The organism is Sinomonas humi (genome assembly GCF_000802235.1).
Lineage (GTDB): Bacteria > Actinomycetota > Actinomycetes > Actinomycetales > Micrococcaceae > Sinomonas > Sinomonas humi.
Window position 1 is genome coordinate 16602 of the sequence record NZ_JTDL01000152.1, and the last position, 20705, is coordinate 37306.

Genomic DNA, 20705 nt, shown 5'->3' on the forward strand with positions numbered 1-20705 from the left:
TCAGTCCACGATCTCGCCGGTGGTCTCGTAGACCGCGATCTTCCCGATTCGGCGGACATGGCGCTCGTCCTCGCTGAACGGCTCCTCCAGGAACGCCTCGATGAGCCCAGTGGCCTCCTCGACACTGTGCTGGCGCCCCCCGACGGCGATCACGTTCGCATCGTTGTGCTCACGGGCGAGCCTCGCCGTGTCCAGGTTCCAGGCGAGTGCGGCCCGCACGCCCTTGACCTTGTTGGCTGCGATCTGCTCGCCGTTGCCCGAACCGCCGAGAACGATCCCGAGCGCGTGGACTCCGGCCTCCTGATCGGCGACGACGGCGAGGGCAGCCCGAATGCAGAAGGCCGGGTAGTCATCGAGGGGATCGTATTCGCGCGGGCCGTGGTCGACCACGTCGTAGCCCTGGCTCCCGAGGTAGCTCACGAGATGCGAGCTCAGTTCCATCCCAGCGTGATCGGTGGCGATGTGGACGCGGGGCTTGGTCACGGCGAGGTTCCTCTCGGGTCAGCGGTGGGGCGGGTCAAGCCTACTTTGCCGCAGGCCCGCCGAGCACTTCCGCTACATGTTCCGCGAGCGCCGGATCCTTCGCGGAGAAGACGTAGCGCGTGCCGTCGCGGCAGAGCACATCAACGGCCTGGCCGCTCGCGACGAGCGCGGAGACGAGCTTGCCGTGCTTTCGGTAGCCCCAGCCGCCATAGGACCGCGCGGAGACGGCTCCTGCGCCTGCGCGCAGGACCCGCGCAGTGCTGATGCTTGCGACGCGCACGAGGCCGACGAACGCGAGACGGACCTCCTCCGGTTCGACGCTCACGCGGAGGATCAGCATCGACGCGACCACGAGGCACGCGAACGCGATGACCGCCGAGACCCAAGGAGAAACGAGGAGCATGAGAAGCGAGAGGTTGATGCCGACGACGGCGAGCATCACGAACACAGATGAACGCGCATGGGCCCAGAAGACGAAGGTGTTGCGCACCCGCTCGGGGTCCAGGGCCTCGAGCAGCGCTTCCTCATCCCGCGGACTCCACTGCTCGTCCGGCTTGAAGAGCATGAACATGACGACGGCGAGCGCGACCGTCGCGCCGCTTCCCGAGGCGAGGACGAAGGGGTCCGGGTGAGTGTCGCGAGCGTCCTTCGCCCCGACTTGGCCTATGAGGCCCGCCCCGAGGACAGTCACGAGGAACATGGACATGCCGACTCCGCCGGCCATGAAGATCTTCCGCGAGATCGGGGGACGGGATTGGATCCCCGCTTGAAGGCACAGGACGATCCCGATGACTGCGACGAGGAAGGCCCCGCCGATGAGGTACGTCCAGAACGGGATGAACGAGCGGCCTCCGTTGGCATCCCACAGCCATGCGACCGGCTCGGGAACTTGGCCCCTGAAGGTGAAGGCGGCGAGCAGGAAGCCTCCCGCCAGGAGGATCGGGTAGCCGATCGCGAATCGGACGGCCTTGCGGTCCCAGCGCCCCTCCGACTCAGCCATGCCACCACGCTAGCGCAGGGGACGCTCGCCGTGTCATACACCCGCGAGTACTTGCACCGCAGCAGGAACTGAAAGAATAATTTCAAATATGTGCGGCGCGCCACAGCGCCGGGACGCTAATGCGAGGAGGCGCGCATGCCCGGTACGAACTTGACCCGATCCGAAGCCGTCGAACGGCGGAAGGCCCTACTCGAGGTCGAGAGCTACGAGGTCGAGCTTGACCTCACGCGCGGCGAACGCGTCTTCGGGTCCCGCACCACGGTCGTCTTCGACGCTGTCGCCGGCACCAGCACCTTCATCGACGCCATCACCGACTCCGTCCGCTCGGTGACCCTCAACGGTCGGGAACTCGATCCCGACGAGGTGTCGGACGGGGTGAGGATCCAGCTCCCCGGCCTCGCGGAGCACAACGTGCTAGTGGTGGATGCCGACGCGCGCTACATGAATACGGGCGAGGGCCTGCATCGTTTCGTCGACCCCGTCGACGGCGAGGTGTACCTCTACACCCAGTTCGAGGTACCGGACTCACGCCGCATGTTCGCGGTCTTCGAACAGCCAGACCTCAAGGCAAGCTTCCACTTCATCGTCAAGGCGCCGTCCCACTGGGTGATCGTCTCCAACTCCCCCACCCCCGATCCACAGAGCATCCCGGCCGCCGACGACGGCGCGGCGCGTTCGCTGTGGGACTTCGCCCCTACGCCGCGGCTCTCGAGCTACGTCACCGCCCTTATTGCAGGCCCCTACGAGTCCGTCCATGACGGGCTCGTGAACTCGGCGGGCCGGGCAATACCGCTGGGCATCTTCGCCCGCAAGTCACTCATGCAGTATCTCGACGCCGAGAACATCTTCGAGACGACTAAGCAGGGGTTCGCGTTCTTCGAGGAGCAGTTCGGCTGCGAGTACCCGTTCGAGAAGTACGATCAGCTCTTCGTCCCCGAGTTCAATGCGGGGGCGATGGAGAACGCCGGCGCCGTCACGATCCTCGAGAGCTACATCTTCCGGTCCAAGCCCACTCAGGCGACCGTCGAGCGGCGTGCCATCACCGTGCTGCACGAGCTCGCGCACATGTGGTTCGGCGACTACGTCACGATGCGCTGGTGGGACGACCTGTGGCTCAACGAGTCGTTCGCCGAGTACATGTCCCACCTCGCCGCCGCGCAGACGCCCGACTTCGCGCACGCCTGGACCACATTCGCCTCGGTGGAGAAATCGTGGGCCTACCGGCAGGACCAGCTCCCGACGACGCATCCGATCTTCGCTGACATCAGCGACCTTGCCGACGTCGAGGTCAACTTCGACGGCATCACGTATGCGAAGGGCGCCTCGGTGCTCAAGCAGCTCGTCTCCTGGGTGGGCCAAGAACAGTTCATGGCCGGGGTACGCAGCTACTTCGCCAAGCATGGGTGGAGCAACACGGTCCTGGCGGACCTCCTCGCAGAACTCGAAGCAGCGAGCGGACGCGATCTCTCTTCGTGGGGTGGCGTGTGGCTCGAAACCGCTGGGGTGAATACGCTCGCGCCCGTTATCGAGACCGACGCCGAGGGTGTCATCACGCGGTTCGCGATCCAGCAGAGCGCTGCCGAAGCGCAGCCCACCCTCCGGCCGCATCGCCTGGCCGTCGGCTTCTACGAGCGCGACGCCGCGGGGCGCCTGGGCAGGACGCGCCGCGAAGAGCTCGACGTCGAAGGGCCGCTCACTGAAGTTCCAGCCCTCGTGGGCGCCGTACGCCCCGAGCTGATCCTGCTCAATGACGACGACCTCGCGTACGCCAAGGTCAGGCTGGACCCAGTCTCACTCGCGACCGCGACCGACCACCTCCGGGACATCGCCCATAGCCTGCCCCGGACCCTCGTCTGGGGCTCAGCCTGGGACGGCGCGCGCGATGCCCAGACTCCTGCGCGGGCCTACGTCGACCTCGTGCTTGCCAATATCGGGGCGGAAACTGACTCGTCGGTGGTGCAGACGCTTCTTCGTCAGCTCGCCACGACCCTCGACTTCTACGTCGCCCGGGACGCGCAGGCCGCTACCAAGCGGGCGACAGCAGAACGCCTCTGGAGCCTCGCTCGCGACGCCGCGGGCGGCTCCGACTCCCAGCTCCAATTTGTCAAGGCGTTCTCCGCACTCGCGGCGGCTCCTGAGCACCTTGACACCGTGACGGCGCTGCTCGACGGCTCGCTCACCATCCCAGGACTCCAGGTCGACCAGGACCTCCGCTGGGAGTTCCTCGCCTCGTTGGCAGCAGGCGGGCGGGTCGGCAGCGATCGCATCGATGCCGAACTCTCCCACGACAACACCTCGACAGGGCAGTGCGCGGCGGCGCTCGCAAAAGCAGCGCTCCCCACCGAAGAAGCCAAGGCCGAGGCGTGGCGCAAGATCGTCGAGACCGGCGAGCTTTCGAACGCGGTTCAGCAGGCCGCCGTCAACGGCTTCGTCCGGGTGCACGACGCGAACCTGATCGCGCCGTACGCCGAGAAGTACTTCGATGCCGTTCCGGGCATCATCGCTGACCGCACTCATGCTCTCGCCCAGCAGATCGTCGTCGGACTCTACCCGGCGCGGCAGACAACCGAGGCGACGCTCGAGCGGACGGATGCCTTCATCGCCGCCCTGGGCGATGATCAGGGTGCACTGCGCCGCATGATGCTCGAGAACCGCGACGGCGTGGCGCGCGCCCTCCGCGCGCAGGCAGCGGACCGTTAGGCGCCGCTCATGGCCACCGGCGAGCACCACTACAGCGTCACAGTGACCTGGACGGGAAATCGGGGAACCGGGACTTCCGGCTATCGGGAGTACGGACGGGAGCATGACATCGCGCTCCCGGGCCTGCCCGTACTCCCCGGCTCGGCAGACCCCACGTTCCGCGGCGACAGGGACCGTTTCAATCCCGAGCAGCTGCTCTTGGCGGCCCTCTCTCAGTGCCACATGCTCTCGTACCTGCACGTAGCGGTGAACCACGGGCTCGTCGTTACGGGCTACACGGATGCCGCCGCGGGGACAATGCGACTGAACCGTGACGGGAGCGGCGAGTTCACCGAGGTGGTGCTGCACCCACGGGTGGAACTCGCCGACGAGGGCCAGCGCGCGCTTGCGGACGCCCTCCACGAGGAGGCGCACCAGCTGTGTTTCATCGCACGTTCTGTGAACTTTCCGGTCCGCACCGAACCCACGTTTCCCTGACGTCCAGCAAACCTCGCTAGGGTGGAAAACAACCCACTTTTCCCCCCAGCTGAGGAGGCACTCGGACTGTGCAGTTCGCTCTGCGTATGCCCCTGACCGCGCCCAACGCCACTGCTTCTCCCACACCCACGCCGACCCCGACGCCGTCGGCTACGGGCTCCCCGCTGCCGCACCTGACCACGGCGGAACTCAACTCCGCCGTGGACACGTTCAACTCGACCCTCCTGCAGGTCGCGATCGCCATCGGCGTCGGCCTCCTCGTGTGGCTCGTGGCCTCGTTCCTCATCCGTCAGGTCGTCAAGCGAGTCCTCGCCGGCTCGCAGCTGACCAAGCGGCGCCTGTTCCGGTGGGCGGCCCCCGCGCTCCGTGCGCTGGACTCGGAGCGGCGGGCCCAACGCGCCAAGACGATCGGCTCGCTCCTGAACTCGGTGGTTGTCGTCGTCATTACGACGATCGTGCTCATCTATGTGCTCAAGGCCTTCGGCGTCGACATCGCGCCGCTCCTGACGAGCGTCGGCATCCTCGGTGTTGCCGTCGCCTTCGGCGCCCAGCAGCTCATCCGCGACTTCCTGTCCGGGATCTTCCTCACACTCGAGGACCAGTTCGGCATCGGCGACGTGATCGAACTCGGCGCAGGCGAAGTGGTCGGGACCGTGGAAAGCGTAGGCCTGCGCATCACACGGGTACGCGGGGAGGACGGCGCGATCTGGTACCTGCGCAACGGCGAGATCCTCCGCGTCGGCAACCGGTCCCAGGGCTCGTTCATTCCGGCCCCGGCCTCCCCGGCTCCCGGGCAGGCGGCGGCGTCGGGCCCCAGCGCTGCAGCCACCAAGCCGGATGCCCAAGGCCAGCGCTCCGCCGAATGACGCGCCCTCCCCGCGACGGGCTACGGTGGATCGAGGACAGCACGAGGAAGGACGGCTCACCCCAGTGACCGAGAACCAGAGCGAGGGCCTGGCCCGCAGGAACCTACTCAAGGTGAACGACCCGTTCGCCCAAGAGGACTACGCGAACACGTTCTATGCCGAGATCGGGGGGCACGAGGCCTTCGTCAAGCTCGTGGACGTGTTCTACGACGGCGTAGCCGAGGACCCTGTTCTGCGTCCGATGTACCCCGAGGAGGATCTGGGACCGGCGCGGAGGCGGCTCACGATGTTCCTCGAGCAGTATTGGGGCGGCCCGGGCACGTACAGCGAGGAGCGGGGGCATCCTCGCCTGCGGATGCGCCACGTGCCGTTCAAGGTCAACCCCGAGGCCCGCGACAGGTGGCTGCACCATATGCGGGCCGGAGTGGACGCATTACACCTCGCACCGCTCCACGAGGCCACGCTTTGGGACTACCTTGAGCGAGCTGCCCACTCGCTCGTCAACACCTTCGAGGACTGATCCCAGCCGGGTCAGCTCGTCCTCCGGCTGCCGGGAACGCGGCACAGGACATGCCCGCGCGGTGAACTGATCCGCAGCCACGGCCCAGACTCGAACATTGCCATGGATTCCGTGGCCCTGAGGAAACCCAGCGCCTCCGCCGCGAAGGCGACGCCGGCCGGAAGGCGCTGCACGCCGTCGACCTCCCTGCCCCACACCGCCGCACGTGCGCCGTCGACCATCGCCGCTCCCGGCTGCTCTGGAACCATTGCGGCGACCTCCGCCATGCCAGCCGCAGCCGCGGCCGCAAGCACCTCGCCCGAGACCTCGCCGACCCCCGTCCACGGACCGCGCGGAGGGGTCACCGCCGCCCAAGGCACGTGGACGGACGACGGCGGGATGTCGAGGAGCGTGCCGTCGTCGGCAAGGCGGGCGAGGCGGTCCACGACGGAAGCCATCGGCACGGTCGTGTCGACGTCGGCCGCTCGCGCGAGCGGCATCGCCCGCATGCCCAACACGGTCGGCGTCCCCTCCCCCAGCATCCGCGGGCGCAGGACGCACACATAGAGCGCCAGGACCGGCCCGACGGCCTGAAGCCGGACAGCGCCGGTGGGGTCGATCGCGCGGGCGCGGGCCAGGAAAGTGCGGAGGTCGGCGACGGCCTCGCGGTCCCCAAGGTCCAAGGGCGTCTGGACTCCGGCGGGGCTCACGCGACACCGCCCGTCGCGGGTTCCTCGGCGGGAGCCTCGTCAGGCAGCGCCGCAGGCGAGCCCGTCCGACCCTCGTTGGGCAACGGCGGCCTTCTGCGGAAGGGGACGGCAGGGCCGGAGTAATGGGCGAATGCCTCCCGGAGGCCGCGCGGCACGCGAACGGGCCGTCCTGTTGAGCGGCTTACCAGGACCATCGACGTCGCGGCGTACGCGTAGAGCGCGCTTCCGTCCCGCTCTGCAACCGAATAGCCCAGGTCGAAGCTCGACCCCCCGAGCCGCGTCATCCAGAGATTCACAGCGATGGGGGCGGGCCGGTAGAGGAGCGGTGCGAGATACTCGATCTCGTGGCGGCCGACCAGCGTGAAGTTCTCAGAGGTGACGAAATCGAACATGGTGGCTTCCGAGCCCGATTCCTGACGGGACTCATGGTCGGATGAGATCCCGGCCGCGCTGCCGCCGCCTCGGACGCCCTCGGGAAGCGGTTCGCGGAGCCAGTGGACTCGGGCATCCTCGAGGAACTGCAGGAAGCGCACGTTGTTGACGTGCCCGTACGAATCCACGTCGCCGAAACGCAGCTGAAGTGGGAATTGGTAAGCAGCAGGCATACTTCCATCTTCCCCCGGCCGCTTCCGCGTCGCGAACCGGCGCGGCGGCCATCGGCTTGTTGGCTTCCTACCGGCGCGTCTAGTGTCAAGGCATGACGTCGCCCGCCCGCCAGTCCGGACCCACGGACACGCTGCTGACACTGCTCGACCTCGACAACCTGGGCGGTGCTCGCACCGACAAGGACATCTTCGTGGGCCCGAGCGAGCGGCAACCGCGGCATCGCGTGTTCGGCGGCCAGGTTCTGGCCCAGAGCCTGATGGCCGCGACCCGGACCGTGCCACAGGACCGCCTGGTCCACTCGATGCACGGGTACTTCCTGCGCCCCGGGGACGCTGACAAGTCCATCACGTTCGGAGTCGAACGGCTCCGCGACGGGCGCTCCTTCTCAGCGCGTCAGGTCCACGCTTATCAGGACGGTTTGCCCATCCTGTCGATGATCGCCTCGTTCCAGACGGAGTCGGTCGGCGTTGACCATCAGTCGGAGATGCCCGTGGGTCTGCCCGACCCGGAAACCCTGCCGAGCACCGCCGACCTGCTCGGGTCGATCGATCACCCTGTCGCGCAGTACTGGGCTTTCGACAGGCCGTTCGACGTCCGCCACGTCGATCCTGCCCTCTACGTCTCCGCTTCTGGCGATCACGTGGCCCGGAACGCGGTCTGGATGAAGACGTTCGGTCCCATGCCCGACGACGAGCGGCTCCACCGGGCAGCCCTCGCCTATGCGAGCGACTACACCGTACTCGAGCCTGTCCTGCGGCGGCACGGCCTCAGCTGGGTAACCCCCGAACTGAACCTCGCGAGTCTCGACCACGCGATGTGGTGGCACCGCCCTGTCCGTGTCGACGAATGGCTGCTCTACGTGCAGGAGTCCCCGAGCGCACACGGCGCCCGGGGACTCGGCGTGGGCAGGATCTTCACGCGCGACGGTGTGCACGTCGCCACCGTCGGCCAGGAGGGGATGGTTCGGATCCCGATGCCCTAGGGTTCAGTCGCGCGTGAGCTTCCGGTGAGTCACGCGGTGCGGGGCCGCCGCATCCGGGCCCAGCCGTTCGACCTTGTTCTGCTCGTACGACTCGAAGTTGCCCTCGAACCAGTACCACTTCGACTCGTCCTCGTCCGTTCCCTCATAGGCGAGGATGTGCGTGGCGACGCGGTCGAGGAACCAGCGGTCGTGGGAGACGACGACGGCGCAGCCCGGGAACTCCAGCAGCGCATTCTCGAGGCTGGCCAGCGTCTCGACATCCAGGTCGTTCGTGGGCTCGTCGAGGAGCAGGAGGTTCCCGCCCTGCTTGAGCGTCAGGGCGAGGTTCAGGCGGTTCCGTTCACCACCGGAGAGAACGCCCGCTTTCTTCTGCTGGTCCGGGCCCTTGAAGCCGAACGCTGAGACATAGGCCCGCGAAGGCATCTCGACCTGGCCGACCTGGATGTGGTCAAGCCCGTCGGAGACGACCTCCCAGAGCGACTTGTTCGGGTCGATTCCGCCACGCGTCTGGTCGACGTACGAGATCTTCACCGAGTCGCCGACCTTGAGGTCGCCGCCGTCGAGGGGCTCGAGTCCGACGATCGTCTTGAAAAGAGTGGTCTTGCCGACGCCGTTCGGCCCGATCACGCCGACGATGCCGTTCCGCGGGAGCGAGAACGAAAGGCCTTCGATGAGCGTCCGGTCGCCGAAGCCCTTCTTCAGGTTGCTGGCCTCGATGACCATCTGACCGAGCCGCGGTCCCGGCGGGATCTGGATCTCCTCGAAGTCCAGCTTGCGAGTGCGCTCGGCCTCCGCCGCCATCTCCTCGTAGCGCGCCAGACGCGCCTTCGACTTGGTCTGGCGCCCCTTTGCATTCGAGCGAACCCAGTCGAGTTCTTCAGCGAGACGCTTGGCGAGCTTGACGTCCTTCTTGCCCTGCACCTCAAGGCGAGCGCGCTTCTTCTCTAGGTACGTCGAATAGTTCCCCTCGTAGGGGTACAGGCGTCCGCGGTCCACCTCGCAGATCCACTCTGCTACGTGGTCGAGGAAGTACCGATCGTGGGTCACGGCGAGCACAGCGCCGGGGTAGCTTGCGAGGTGCTGCTCGAGCCATTGGACGCTTTCCGCGTCAAGGTGGTTGGTCGGCTCGTCGAGGAGCAGGAGGTCAGGCTTCTGGAGGAGAAGCTTGCACAGCGCGACGCGACGGCGCTCACCACCGGAGAGCACTCGCACATCAGCCTCCGGCGGCGGGCAGCGGAGGGCATCCATGGCCTGCTCAAGCTGGGAGTCCAAATCCCAGGCGTCGGCTGTGTCGATGGCCTCCTGAAGCTTGCCCATCTCGCCGAGGAGAGTGTCGTAGTCGGCGTCCGGGTTCGCCATCTCTTCCGAGATCTCGTTGAACCGCTGGATCTTGGCGTAGATCTCGCCAACGCCTTCCTGAACGTTCCCGAGGACCGTCTTCTCCTCGTTGAGCGGCGGTTCCTGCAGCAGGATCCCGACGCTGTAGCCCGGGGATAGCCGGGCCTCACCGTTGGACGGGGTGTCGAGCCCCGCCATGATCTTCAGAATGGTCGACTTGCCGGCGCCATTCGGACCCACGACACCGATCTTGGCGCCGGGGAAGAACGACATGCTGACATCGTCGAGGATCACCTTGTCGCCAACGGCTTTCCGGGCCTTGGTCATGGTGTAGATGAATTCCGCCATGCCGTCTAATCTAGTGGCTCTGGGCAGCGATCTCACATCCGCTGCACCACGCCCAAGGCCCCGAAGCCAGTGCTCACGCGAACGGGAGCACTAGCTCCTCGTACCGTTCCCTCATGAGGGCCAGCGTCTTGTCCCCGTCGGTGTCCCAGACCTCCTGATTGAAGATCTCGACCTCGATGAGGCCGTTGTATCCAGCATCCCGAACCCAAGCCGTGATCGTTGCAAAGTCGATGACCCCGTCCCCCATCATGCCGCGCGAGAGAAGCGCGTCCGCCGCGATGGGGAGGTTGAAGTCGCAAACCTGGTACGAGGCGAGACGTCGCTCTCGCCCAGCGCGAGCAATCTGCTCCGCGAGCTCCGGATCCCACCAGACGTGGAACGTGTCGACGGCGACAGCAACATCGTCCGGATCGAACGGAGCAGTCATATCGAGCGCCTGCCTAAGGGTAGAGACCACCGCGCGGTCAGCGGCGTACATCGGATGCAGGGGCTCGAGCAGAAGCCTCACTCCGTGATCGCGTGCGAACGGGACAAGCTCCGCGAGGCGCTCCCCCACACGCTCTCTCGCAGCGGCCACGTCCTTCGTGCCGAGGGGCAAGCCGCCGACCACGAGGTACAGGTCGCGCGTTCCGAGAGTCGCGGCCTCGAGGATGGCGCTGCGATTGTCCTCGAGCGCGGCTTCACGCCCGTGAGCGTCAGCCGCGGTCAGGAACCCGCCGCGGCAGAGTGACGAGACCTCGAGTCCGGCAGCCCTGATCATCGCGGCGGCCCTCTCGAGGCCTGCCTCGTGGACCCGGTCGCGCCATGGACCGATCGCGGGGATCCCCGCACGGACACACCCTTCGACGGCCTCTTGCAGACTCCAGCGCTTGGTCGTAGCCGTGTTGAGGGAAAGCCGCTCGCTTCCGGCCCTCATTGCGCCACCCCGTTGACGTCGAGATAGGCGGACATTCGTCGAACCGCGAGTTCTGGGTCCCGGAGGAGCCCGGCACGGTCGGCTAGCTCGAACGTTCGGGCGAGATGCACAACAGATCGGCCCGACTGGAGTCCGCCCACCATCTGGAAGCCAGGCTGCTGCCCGTTGAGCCATGCAATGAAGGCAATTCCCGTCTTGTAATAGAACGTCGGGGCGCTGAAGATGTGGCGGCCGAGATCCCGGGTGCTGTCCAAGATTGCCCTGGCTTCCTCACCGCGCCCGTCGTCGTACGCTTGGAGCGCTGCTGATGCCGCCGGGTAGATGGCAGCAAAGATGCCCAAGAGTGCATCCGATTGTCGTTCGCCGTCGCCGTGGATCAGCTCCGGGTAGTTGAAGTCGTCGCCCGTGTAGAGACGCACCCCCGAGGGCAGCTCGGCGCGGAGCGACTTCTCGTGCTCGGCGTCGAGCAGGGAGACCTTTACACCGTCGATCTTGTCGGCGTGAGCGTGCACGAGGTCGAGGAAGGTGCGGGTGGCTGCGGGGATGTCCTCACTGCCCCAGTAGCCCTTGAGCGCGGGGTCGAACATCGTGCCGAGCCAATGGAGGACGACGGGTTCCTTCGCCTCCCCGATGAGAGTGGAGTACACACGGAGATAATCGTCGGGACCCGCAGCAGCACGAGCGAGCGCCCGCGAGGCCATGATGATGGCCTTGGGCCCGGACTCCTCGACGGCAGCCAACTGCTCCCTGTAGGCATCAAGCGCCATCGCGACTCCTACCGCGCCGGCCGGGACCGCTTCCAGCTCAAGCTGGTCGGTTCCCGCTCCGCATGCCACGAGGTCCCGTACGGAAAGGCCGGCCGTAGCGCCGCTCCGGGCATTGGCCACGGTCTTGGCCTCGGCGCCGACGCGTTGGATCAGCTCCCGAGTCGCCTCCCAGTCGAGGCCCATCCCCCGCTGAGCGGTGTCCATCGCGTCTGCAACTCCCAGACCGTACGACCAGAGTTCTCGGCGGAATGCGAGAGTACTCTCCCAATCGAGGTTTGCAGGGGCTCCGGGCGTATTGTCCGCCCCCATAAGGGGGACGACATGTGCGGCGGCATAGGCCTTCCGGGCGCGAATCGGCGCCTCGGGCCGGCACCATTCGTACGGCGCGCCGAGCTCGTGGCGGCGCACCCCACCTCCTGATTCGGGGAGCGAGACTTCGAGGCGTGCTCCGGTCAACGCGCTCACAGGACGATCTCCGGGATTTCGATCGTCCGACGCTCCGCATTCGAGCGAAGGCCGAGCTCGGCGAGCTGAACGCCGCGCGCCGCGGAGAGCAGCCCGTAGCGGTGCTCCCGGCCAGCGACGACGTCGCGCAGAAACTCTTCCCACTGAAGCTTGAACCCATTGTCCAGATCCTGATTCGCGGGAACCTCCTGCCACTGTGAACGGAACGACTCTGTGACCGGCAGGTCTGGATTCCACACAGGCTTAGGCGTGTGTGCGCGGTGTTGGGCCACACACTTGGTCAGTCCGGCGACGGCGGAACCCTCGGTTCCGTCGACTTGGAACTCGACGAGCTCATCTCGATATACGCGGACAGCCCAGGAAGAATTGATCTGCCCCACGACTGGATCTCCGTCGGGCGTCTCCAGCTCGAAGATGCCGTAGGACGCATCGTCCGCCGTCGCCGCGTACGGCTGCCCAGCCTCGTCCCACCGGGTGGGGATGTGCGTCGCGGTCAGAGCGTTCACGCTCTTGACCTTGCCGATGATTCCTTCGAGCACGTAGTTCCAGTGGCAGAACATGTCCGTCGTCATCCCACCGCCGTCTTCTTTGCGGTAGTTCCACGACGGGCGCTGGGCGGCCTGAATCTCTCCTTCGAAGACCCAGTAGCCGAATTCGCCTCGAATCGAAAGGATGCGGCCGAAGAAGCCCTCATCAACCAGGCGGCGCAGCTTGACGAGGCCCGGCAGGTAGAGCTTGTCGTGCACGACGCCGGCAGTCACGCCCGTCTCACGCCCGATCCGGGCGAGCTCGATCGCTTCATCGAGGGTCTCGGCGGTCGGCTTCTCCGTGAAGACGTGCTTCCCTGCGCGCATGGCCTTCCGGAGGGTCTCTGCGCGCAAGCTGGTCATCGAAGCATCGAAGACGACGTCGACGCTGGGGTCCGCGATCAGGGCGTCCAGATCCGTGGACCACTCCGAGACCTTGTGGAGCTCGGCAAGCTCGCGGAGCTTCGCCTCATTCCGGCCAACCAGGATCGGCTCGATGAGGACGCGCGAGCCGTCCTCGAGGTTCAGACCGCCTGCGTCCCTGATGGGCAGGATCGACCGCAGCAGATGCTGACGGTAGCCCATCCGGCCGGTGATGCCATTCATGGCGATTCGAAGCGTTCTCGTCTCGGTGGCCACTGCCGCCTCCTTGCGTGGGCTCCGTCAGATGCGGAGCAAGTCAAGCGCTTCCACTGCTCCCGGAAAGCGCATTCCGTCCGTCAAGTCTGCGACACACCTGCCCGCGTTGGCAAGCGCATTCCTTCACCTGCTCACTCAATGCCATAATCTGAGCGAAAGCCTGAAGAGGGAGACGTTCATGCCAGCGGTGACTCTCAGCGAGGTCGCACGAGCGGCGGGGGTTTCGCCCGCCACCGCGTCCCGGGTCCTGAACGGGTCCAGCCGGATACCGGGAGCGGACATCGCTGAGCGTGTCAAAGCGGCCGCCGCGGCGCTCGGATATATCCCCAATGCCCAGGCTCAGGCCCTAGCTCGTTCAAGTTCCGGCCTCCTCGGCCTGATCGTTCACGACATCGCGGATCCCTACTTCTCGTCGATTGCGCGCGGCGTCCAGTCCGCGGCTAGGGAACTGAACAAGATCCTCTTGCTCACGAGCACCGAGGGCACGCCCTCCGAGGAACGCCTCGCGGTAGAGGCATTCACGTCACGCCGGGCCGACGCGATCGTGCTGGCTGGCAGCCGCTCGACCCGCCCCGAGGACGACGCGGCGAATTCTGCCCTCCTCCGAGAGGCATACCGCTACCTCGCCAATGGGGGCCGCCTCGTGCTCGCCGGTCATGACCTCGTGGATCCGTCCGCCCACGAAAGCCGGGGGCACGGGGACGCAGCGTTCACAGTTGGTACCCCACCAGTGCTCATCGATATCCCGAATGAGTCGCTTGCGTGCAGGCTTGCCCGCGCGCTCGGCGGCCAAGGCCATTCCCGATTCCTCATCGTCGCGGGCCCGGAAGGTCTCATGACCTCTGACCTGCGCGTTGCAGGATTCCAACGAGGACTCGCCGAGCAGGGACTCGAAAGTGCCGAGGTACTCCGAGCCGCATTCAACCGCGACGGTGGATTCGGGGCCGCCCTTGAACTCGAGGACAAGGTGCGCGAAGCCGCGGACAGCGGCAACCCATACTGCATCTTCGCGGTCAACGACAGGATGGCCATGGGTGTCGTAGCCGCTCTCCGCCACTGCGGCCTCCAGGCTCCGGCGGACTACGCCGTGGCAGGCTTCGACGACATCAACACCCTCGAGGACTTCATTCCCGGGCTGACGACCGTTCGCCTCCCACTCGAGGAGATCGGCCGGAGCGCGGCAGAGGCCGCCCTGACCGGCGCCGACCCCGCCCCTGCATCAGGAGAGGTCGTCCTGCGGGAGAGCACAGCGCCGGCCTCCTGAGCTCACGCGTTCACAAGATCGGTCCCCAGATCTGCCCCGTCTCGCCGCACGAGGCCCTCCGGTGCCTCAGCCTCCGAAAACGGATCTCCGCCGTCGTCCGAATCGCTCCCCTCTGAACCGTCTGTGACTGCCACGACGCCCAAGGTTCGCCCCTCGGTCCCCGACATTTCGCCGGTCTCGGAGTCCACAACCCCGACTCCTTCGACGATCACGCGAGCACCGCCCGTCTCCTGCCGCTGGCCGTCCTGAGGATTGCGCGCGAACTTGGCCGATCCCCAGAAGAGGTCGTGCCCGACCGATTCCGCTTCGACCTCCGCCGACTGGTAGACGCGGCCGTCCCTCTCCCACTGCTTGAGGCGAAGCTTGCCAACCACAATGACGCGGTTGCCCTTCTTGAGGCTTCCGCACATGTTGCTCGCCAACTGCCGGAAGCCGACTACCGTGAACCAGTTTGTGTGCCCGTCGACCCACGCACTTGCTTCACGGTCGTAGCGCCGATCGGTGACCGCAAGTCTGAAACTCGAGACGATGTCACCCCCGCACGTTCAGCATTGGTAGTGCTTCAACCAAAGAGAAAGCCCCGGCGGTGCGCTAACACCCCGGGGCGTGGCAACCGACTAGCAAGGAGTCGATCACAGTGACAAATTCTACTAGCACCATCCCTGCAGGCACCCGCGTCTGTCACCGCACGTTCGGTCTCGGAAAGGTTCTCCCCGCGCCCACGAAGGGCCGAGGCGAGGCCCTGGTCGAGTTCGAGTCCGGCGCCGTGTCGATCGTGGCGGCGCAGGATTTCGTGGCCATCCCGCCCGAGGGCTTCAAGCCCGTTTTCGACGACGATGGCCTGGCCTATTACGACGGGCCCACAGTCATGGCCGGGGACGTGGTGATCACGCGGAACTGGCAGCCTGAGGAGGGCATGATCTTCTGGCTCTCGCCGAGCGACCGCAAGCGTTCCGATGACTATTTCACGACCGGCGAGATCCGCACTCTCATCGGCGCACTCCAGGACCTGCTCAACGAGACCGACAGAAAGTGAGCCACATGCCCGACGATCCCCGTCCCCACAGCATCGACTGCGCCGTCGCGTGGACGATCCGATTACGCCACGACGGCAGAGTCGATTTCGAGCCGTGCGAGGGGATGGACCCCGCCCAGGCCGAGACGGCGCGCCGCCTTCTCGAATGGTTCTGCCCAGGCTGCCCGCACGATGAAACCCACGAGAGGATGCAACATGCCACGACGTAGAAGCCTCCGAAGCGACCTGTACCGCGCCGCCCGCGTGCTCGGGGACGTTCAAGCCGCCGAGCGCGGTCCCGGAGCCCTCGGGAAGCGCGAGGTGAGGAAAGCTGCCTACCGCCGCTCCGGGAGCCTGACTGGAGCGTTCCTGCGGGCTTTGGGCCTGATGGGCGGCCGGAGGCGCTGAGAGGCCTCGCAGGAAGCGGTGCTACCCTCGTGCGAGTCCGTCCCGGGCCCTAAACGGCAACAAGCCCGGGACGGGCCCCACAACCGAAAAAAGCAGGGCCCGGAGCGCGATTGCTCCGGGCCCTGCCTTTGCTGGGATGTTTCCGCGCTCCTGACTTGGGGGAGGATCCAATCGGGCACGGGGGTCAGTCGACCCCTTTCTGGGTGTACGTCAAGGAGCGGCGTCCCCATCGCTGGGGAGGGAGGCCGGCCTCCGCGCTCTAACCCGCAGCCCCCCATGCTACGCTCGGCGGGCTCGCCCCGGTTTCGGAAATGTTCACCACATGCCTCCGGCCGGGGCGAGTCCCTTCATCGCCTGATCTGATGCCCGGCGCTCGGGAGTGCCCACGTGGCCCCGTAGCGGCCGAACTCGTCCCAGAGCTGCTTGATGACCTTCTGGTCGGGCATCCCGAAGTTGTCGTGGATGTCCACGTGCAGATGGAGTTCGGGCGCACCCCCGCCGAGGGCAGACCCGGCAGGCCCTGCACCCCGAGGCGAGATGACCCGCTCCGGCTGGCCGGTGTTGTTGATCACCCGGGTGATGCCGGGCTCCAGCCATCCACCCTCGTCGTACCCGACGTAGGGGCCGCCCTGCGCCATCGAGACGAGGCCGGGAACGCTGCTGATGTCCCCGTACCGCGACTTGATGTAGCCGATGCCCGCCACGATGTTCGCGACGGGATCGAATATGTTGTCCGGCAGTGCCTGCGAGCGGTACGCCTCGAACGTTGACCCGATGGTCTGCATGAGGCCACGGGACGGGTCGCCCATGGCGGCATTGGAATCCCAATTATTCGTGGCGTTCGGGTTGCCGCCCGACTCGTGCATGGCGATGGTTTCGAGCCCGTTGAGCCAGTTCGCACCAGAGACGCCCGCTGCCGCCATGGCCGCCTGTACCCAGCCTGCGAGGTCGCCCGAGACAGCACCGGGGGAGCCGACGTTGCCCGCGCCGCCCTTGGGGGCGTTCTGGTCCTTCGCGCCGAGGAACTTCAGCAGGTCGTCCCCGAGCGTGTGCACGCCCGAGTCCAGCAGCGAGCCGAAGCCGGTCTTGCCGAGGTTCGCATCCGCGAGGGACTCGATGCCCTGCACGATCGGAGTCGCCGCCATGCGCAGGCCGCCGAGCGCGGCATCCTTGAGCCCATTCAGCGCCCCGCCGATGGCAGAGCCGATGCTGCCGAGGATGTCCCCGACCACGCCGCCCCCGGCGAAGTGGTTGCCCGAGCTCCTGCCCGAGCCGCCGCCGTACATCGAGTTGATCGCGTCGATGCCCGCCGCGCCGCCGAGGGCCCTGACGGCCTGCGGAACGAGGATGCCCTCGCCGGGAGACAGCATCGCGTGCACGATGTCATTCCCCGGAGAGTAGCCGGGGACGGTGCCGCCCTTGGCGAAGGAGAGGCTGATCGGGTCGAGCTTGCCGAGGCCGACCATGCCCGCCACGTCGTTCCAGACCGGCATGATGCCCTTGTTGTAGACCTGGTCGATGACGAACTTGACCGGGGTCTTGGCCGAGTCCACGATGCCGTCCCAGACCTTCTTGATGCCCTGCCCGAAGAGGTCGAAGCCCTTGCCGACATCGCTGATCATGTTCTTGATCGGCGTGAACACGTTGTCGGAGAGCCAGTTCCACACCGTGGAGATCGCCGTCTGGATGGCGTCCCAGACCGGCTTGATCACGTTGTCGTGGAGCCAGTTCCACTCGATCCCGAGGCCCTTGATCTCCATGTGGATGAAGTTCATGACGTTCGAGACGATCCAGTTCCATGCGGTCGAGATCGCATTCTGGATGCCCTGCCAGACGGGGACGATCACGTTCTGCCAGAACCACGTGAACGTGGACGCCACCTGCTTGACGTACGCGATGATCGGGTTGATGACGTTCTGGAGGATCCAGTTCCAGACCGTCCGCATCACGTCCTGGATCCCGTTCCAGACGGGCACGAGGACGTTCTGCCACAGCCACGTGTACGTCTGGGCCACGAGCTTCACGTACGCGATGATCGGGTTGATGACGTTGGCGAGCAGGAAGGCCCACGCGATCTTCGCCACGTCCACGATCCCGTCCCACACCGGCTTGAAGACGCTCTTCCAGAGCCAGTTGAACAGCGCAGACAGCATGTTCACCGCGAGCACGATCGGCGTCACGAGGACCGTGAAGATCACCGCGACCGCGACCTTGATGACCGTCACGATGCCGTCGAAGATCGGCTTCAGGAAGGTCACCACGGCCTTCCATGCGGTCACGAAGTCGTTGGCGACGACCTTGACGACCGCGACAGTGGTATTCCAGACCGAGGTGAACCATGCTGCCACCGGGTTCCAGACGGACATGAACCAGCCCACGAAGCCCTGCCAGACGCCGACGATCGCATTCACCGCTGGCTTTGTGAAGTTCACGATCGCGCCCCAGACCTGCTGCCAGTGCGTGACGAGGAGGAATATCGCCACCCCGAGGGCCACCACCGCGGCGATGATCAGGAAGATGGGTGCGCCCACGGATTCGAGCACGCCGAATGCCGTGGCCATGGCGCTGATCGCGAACGAGACCCCCACCATTCCCGCCACGAGGATGCCCAGCCCGCCCGCCACGAGCATGATCGTCGCGGCCATCTGCTTGTTGTGCGTGATCCAGTCCGCGATCGGCCCGATGAACCCCGAGACCTTGTCCATGAGGGTGCCCAGCACCGGCAGGAGCGCGGTGCCGATGGCGATCTTCGCCGTCTCGAAGGCCTGCTTGGCCTCGTCCATCTTGGTGTTGAAGTTCCCCTGGATCTCGGTCCAGCCCTTCACGTTGCCCTGCGCGTCGGCTGTGGCGCCCGTGATGTCCTTGACCGCCTTCGAGGTGTTCCCCGCATTCTCGCCCGCGATCATCAGGGCCACATTCAGGCCCGTCGCGTCACCCGTGGCCTTGGCCATGGCCTGCGTGTAGTTCTGCAGCACATCCTTGCCGCTCATCTGCGCGTCGCCGATGCGGTGGGTCGCGCCGAGGAGGGTGGCGAAGGACTGGGCCTGCTTGGCCGAGACGGGATCGAGTGCGAGCGCGGCCTTGCTGTACTCCTTCATCGTCATCGAGCCGTCGAAGAGGTGCTGGGCGAGCTGCTGCGCCGCCGGGGTCAGGGACGACATGGCGGTCTTCATCTGCAGGATCACCTTGTCGGTGCCCGCCGGCATCATCTTGGTGATGCGCTGGGAGATCTCCTCCAGCGTGCCCGAGAGCCCCTTGGACTTGATGTCGGAGGCCAGCTGGTTCGTGGTCATCCCGAGGAGGGCGAGCTGCTTGGCCTGCATCGCCGTGGGGTTCACCATGTGGCGGATCACGTCGGAGAGGTTCTGGGCGCTCTGCTGTGCCGACATGCCGTGCATGGTCATGGAGGACATGTCGCCGAGGATGTCGTTCAGCGACACGTGCGCCGCCGAGGCCACCGGCAGGATCGCGGGCATGGCCGCGGCGAGGTCTTCGAACCTCATCTTGCCGTCAGCGGTCGCCTGCACGAGCTTCGAGGTCACGTCGGCGGCGGCCTGCGCGGGCTGGTGGTAGTCGAGGAGCGCCGAGGACACGGCGTCGGCCACCGTCTCCAGGTCCGCGCCTTCGGCCTTGGCGCCCTCCTGTGCGGCCTTGACCACATTGAGGCCCTCGGCACCGTGGAAGCCCGCCGAGTTGATCTTGTAGAGGCCGTTCCCGAGGTCTTCCATGGTCGCGCCGGTATCCCGCGCGATCTGCATCGCCCCGGTCAGGTCGCTGCCGAGGTTGTTCACGGACTCGCCCGCGGACGTGGAGAGCTTCGTGAAGTTCTGCTGCACGTCGGCCGCGGACTTCGCGGCGGACACCGCGAACATGCCCACGCCGACACCCACCGCACCCGCGGCGACGCCGACGCCCTTGAGGATCCCGGACCACGCCTGACCCTTGGCCCCGGCCTCGCTCTGCGCGTCGGAGAGCTCCTTGTGCCGCTTCGCCGTCGTGTCCAGCGCCGCCTGGAGCTTGGCGAGGGCGGCCTCCTCCTCGCCCGTGGCCGTCTTCAGCGCGGTTGCAGCCTCGGCCGCGGCCTTCGCCTGCTCGTCGCCGGAGAGCTTCGCGGCGTCGGCCACCGCCTTCTGCGCGGCCTCCACCTTCGCGCCGGCGGTGACGATCTCGGCCTGAGCCCCGACCACCGCATCCTTCGCAGCCGCGTGCGCGCGACCGAGGGCCGCCACCTTGGCCTGCGCGGCGTCCATGTTCTGCCCGGACGCGCCGAGGGCGGTGCGCATCTTGTCCAGTGCGCCGGAGACCGAGCCGAGGGAGCCCTCGAAGTCCTTGAAGATCGCCGTGGCACGGTCGCGCGCCTCGATCTCGAACAGGATCATCTCGTTGCTGGTCACACGCCTCCGACAAGCTCGTCGGCGAGGTCGAGGAACCGCTTCTGGTGCCGCAGGGCCTTCGCGAGGAGCAGGACTGCCTCACGCTCGCTCCGGCACCCTGCAGCGCGGCCATAGAGGCCCGCGGCCTTCTCCGCAGCGCGGGCCTGACGCCGAAGGAGCCGGCGCTCGCGGGCAGAGACCCCTGGCCGAGATGCCTCCTCCGCAGCTCGGTGCGAGAGGTGCGCCATTTCGCGGCAGAGACCTACGTAGTCAAATGGTTGTTCGGTCACATAACTCCTAGTGGGTCGTGGGGTGCCCCGCG

19 protein-coding genes are annotated in these 20705 nt (G+C 66.6%); 8 read left to right on the forward strand and 11 right to left on the reverse strand.

The genetic code is table 11. From position 1 onward, the window contains the following. Together LK10_RS19470 and LK10_RS19475 are read right to left on the reverse strand one after the other, a co-directional pair. Positions 1 to 483 carry a ribose-5-phosphate isomerase gene (locus LK10_RS19470; RefSeq protein ID WP_043127675.1) on the reverse strand — a complete coding sequence of 161 codons (483 nt, stop codon included), beginning with the start codon at positions 481 to 483 and terminating at the stop codon, positions 1 to 3. A 40-nt stretch (positions 484 to 523) separates the two neighbouring features. Next, complete coding sequence (locus tag LK10_RS19475) at positions 524 to 1483, reverse strand: hypothetical protein (protein WP_043127677.1); 960 nt, start codon at positions 1481 to 1483, stop codon at positions 524 to 526. Positions 1484 to 1618: 135 nt separating this feature from the next. On the opposite strand from LK10_RS19475, the gene pepN reads away from it, so the two are divergent. The 4 genes from pepN (at position 1619) to LK10_RS19495 (ending at position 6046) form a co-directional block, all read left to right on the forward strand. Next, the gene (gene pepN / locus LK10_RS19480) at positions 1619 to 4183 is read left to right on the forward strand and encodes an aminopeptidase N (RefSeq protein WP_043127680.1); all 2565 of its coding nucleotides are present in this window, start codon (positions 1619 to 1621) and stop codon (positions 4181 to 4183) included. 9 nt (positions 4184 to 4192) lie between these two features. Then, positions 4193 to 4660: an OsmC family protein gene (locus tag LK10_RS19485; protein ID WP_043127684.1), complete on the forward strand. Its 468-nt coding sequence runs from the start codon at positions 4193 to 4195 to the stop codon at positions 4658 to 4660. Positions 4661 to 4728: 68 nt separating this feature from the next. Next, positions 4729 to 5526 carry a mechanosensitive ion channel family protein gene (locus tag LK10_RS19490; protein WP_231567854.1) on the forward strand — a complete coding sequence of 266 codons (798 nt, stop codon included), beginning with the start codon at positions 4729 to 4731 and terminating at the stop codon, positions 5524 to 5526. 64 nt (positions 5527 to 5590) lie between these two features. Next, a complete protein-coding gene (locus LK10_RS19495) occupies positions 5591 to 6046 on the forward strand; it encodes a globin (RefSeq protein ID WP_408021472.1) in 456 nt (151 codons plus the stop codon). 11 nt (positions 6047 to 6057) lie between these two features. Here LK10_RS19495 and LK10_RS19500 read toward each other — a convergent pair whose 3' ends face one another. Next, the gene (locus LK10_RS19500; protein ID WP_231567855.1) at positions 6058 to 6735 is read right to left on the reverse strand and encodes a hypothetical protein; all 678 of its coding nucleotides are present in this window, start codon (positions 6733 to 6735) and stop codon (positions 6058 to 6060) included. Beyond that, positions 6732 to 7340: an acyl-CoA thioesterase gene (locus tag LK10_RS19510; protein WP_081998706.1), complete on the reverse strand. Its 609-nt coding sequence runs from the start codon at positions 7338 to 7340 to the stop codon at positions 6732 to 6734. Before LK10_RS19510 ends, LK10_RS19500 begins: the two co-directional genes overlap by 4 nt. 92 nt (positions 7341 to 7432) lie before the next feature. Between LK10_RS19510 and LK10_RS19515 the strand changes: the two genes are divergently transcribed. Continuing rightward, complete coding sequence (locus LK10_RS19515) at positions 7433 to 8323, forward strand: acyl-CoA thioesterase (protein WP_043127687.1); 891 nt, start codon at positions 7433 to 7435, stop codon at positions 8321 to 8323. 3 nt (positions 8324 to 8326) lie between these two features. On the opposite strand, the gene ettA is transcribed toward LK10_RS19515, so the two are convergent. The 4 genes from ettA to LK10_RS19535 form a co-directional block, all read right to left on the reverse strand. Beyond that, entirely contained in the window at positions 8327 to 10009 is a 1683-nt protein-coding gene (gene ettA / locus LK10_RS19520; RefSeq protein ID WP_043127689.1) for an energy-dependent translational throttle protein EttA, read from the reverse strand. Between the two features lie 73 nt (positions 10010 to 10082). Continuing rightward, entirely contained in the window at positions 10083 to 10925 is an 843-nt protein-coding gene (locus LK10_RS19525) for a sugar phosphate isomerase/epimerase family protein (protein WP_043127692.1), read from the reverse strand. Continuing rightward, positions 10922 to 12148, reverse strand: a complete 1227-nt coding sequence (locus LK10_RS19530; RefSeq protein WP_197062008.1) for a dihydrodipicolinate synthase family protein — start codon at positions 12146 to 12148, stop codon at positions 10922 to 10924. Before LK10_RS19530 ends, LK10_RS19525 begins: the two co-directional genes overlap by 4 nt. Before the next feature lie 5 nt (positions 12149 to 12153). Further along, entirely contained in the window at positions 12154 to 13323 is a 1170-nt protein-coding gene (locus tag LK10_RS19535) for a Gfo/Idh/MocA family protein (protein ID WP_156144272.1), read from the reverse strand. Positions 13324 to 13501: 178 nt separating this feature from the next. Here LK10_RS19535 and LK10_RS19540 point away from each other — a divergent pair, with 178 nt between their 5' ends. After that, positions 13502 to 14587, forward strand: a complete 1086-nt coding sequence (locus LK10_RS19540; RefSeq protein WP_043127699.1) for a LacI family DNA-binding transcriptional regulator — start codon at positions 13502 to 13504, stop codon at positions 14585 to 14587. A 2-nt stretch (positions 14588 to 14589) separates the two neighbouring features. Here LK10_RS19540 and LK10_RS21070 read toward each other — a convergent pair whose 3' ends face one another. Beyond that, positions 14590 to 15117: a single-stranded DNA-binding protein gene (locus LK10_RS21070; protein WP_081998707.1), complete on the reverse strand. Its 528-nt coding sequence runs from the start codon at positions 15115 to 15117 to the stop codon at positions 14590 to 14592. 107 nt (positions 15118 to 15224) lie between these two features. On the opposite strand from LK10_RS21070, the gene LK10_RS19550 reads away from it, so the two are divergent. Then, positions 15225 to 15623, forward strand: a complete 399-nt coding sequence (locus LK10_RS19550; protein ID WP_043127702.1) for a hypothetical protein — start codon at positions 15225 to 15227, stop codon at positions 15621 to 15623. A gap of 195 nt (positions 15624 to 15818) precedes the next feature. Next, positions 15819 to 16010, forward strand: a complete 192-nt coding sequence (locus LK10_RS22070) for a hypothetical protein (protein WP_156144273.1) — start codon at positions 15819 to 15821, stop codon at positions 16008 to 16010. A gap of 347 nt (positions 16011 to 16357) precedes the next feature. Here the strand turns inward: LK10_RS22070 and LK10_RS19555 are convergent, their stop codons facing one another. Both LK10_RS19555 and LK10_RS19560 read right to left on the reverse strand, forming a co-directional pair. After that, a complete protein-coding gene (locus LK10_RS19555; protein WP_043127705.1) occupies positions 16358 to 20404 on the reverse strand; it encodes a phage tail tape measure protein in 4047 nt (1348 codons plus the stop codon). Beyond that, positions 20401 to 20673, reverse strand: a complete 273-nt coding sequence (locus tag LK10_RS19560) for a hypothetical protein (protein ID WP_043127707.1) — start codon at positions 20671 to 20673, stop codon at positions 20401 to 20403. The genes LK10_RS19555 and LK10_RS19560 overlap by 4 nt, the downstream gene beginning before the upstream one ends. Between the last annotated feature and the right edge of the window lie 32 nt (positions 20674 to 20705).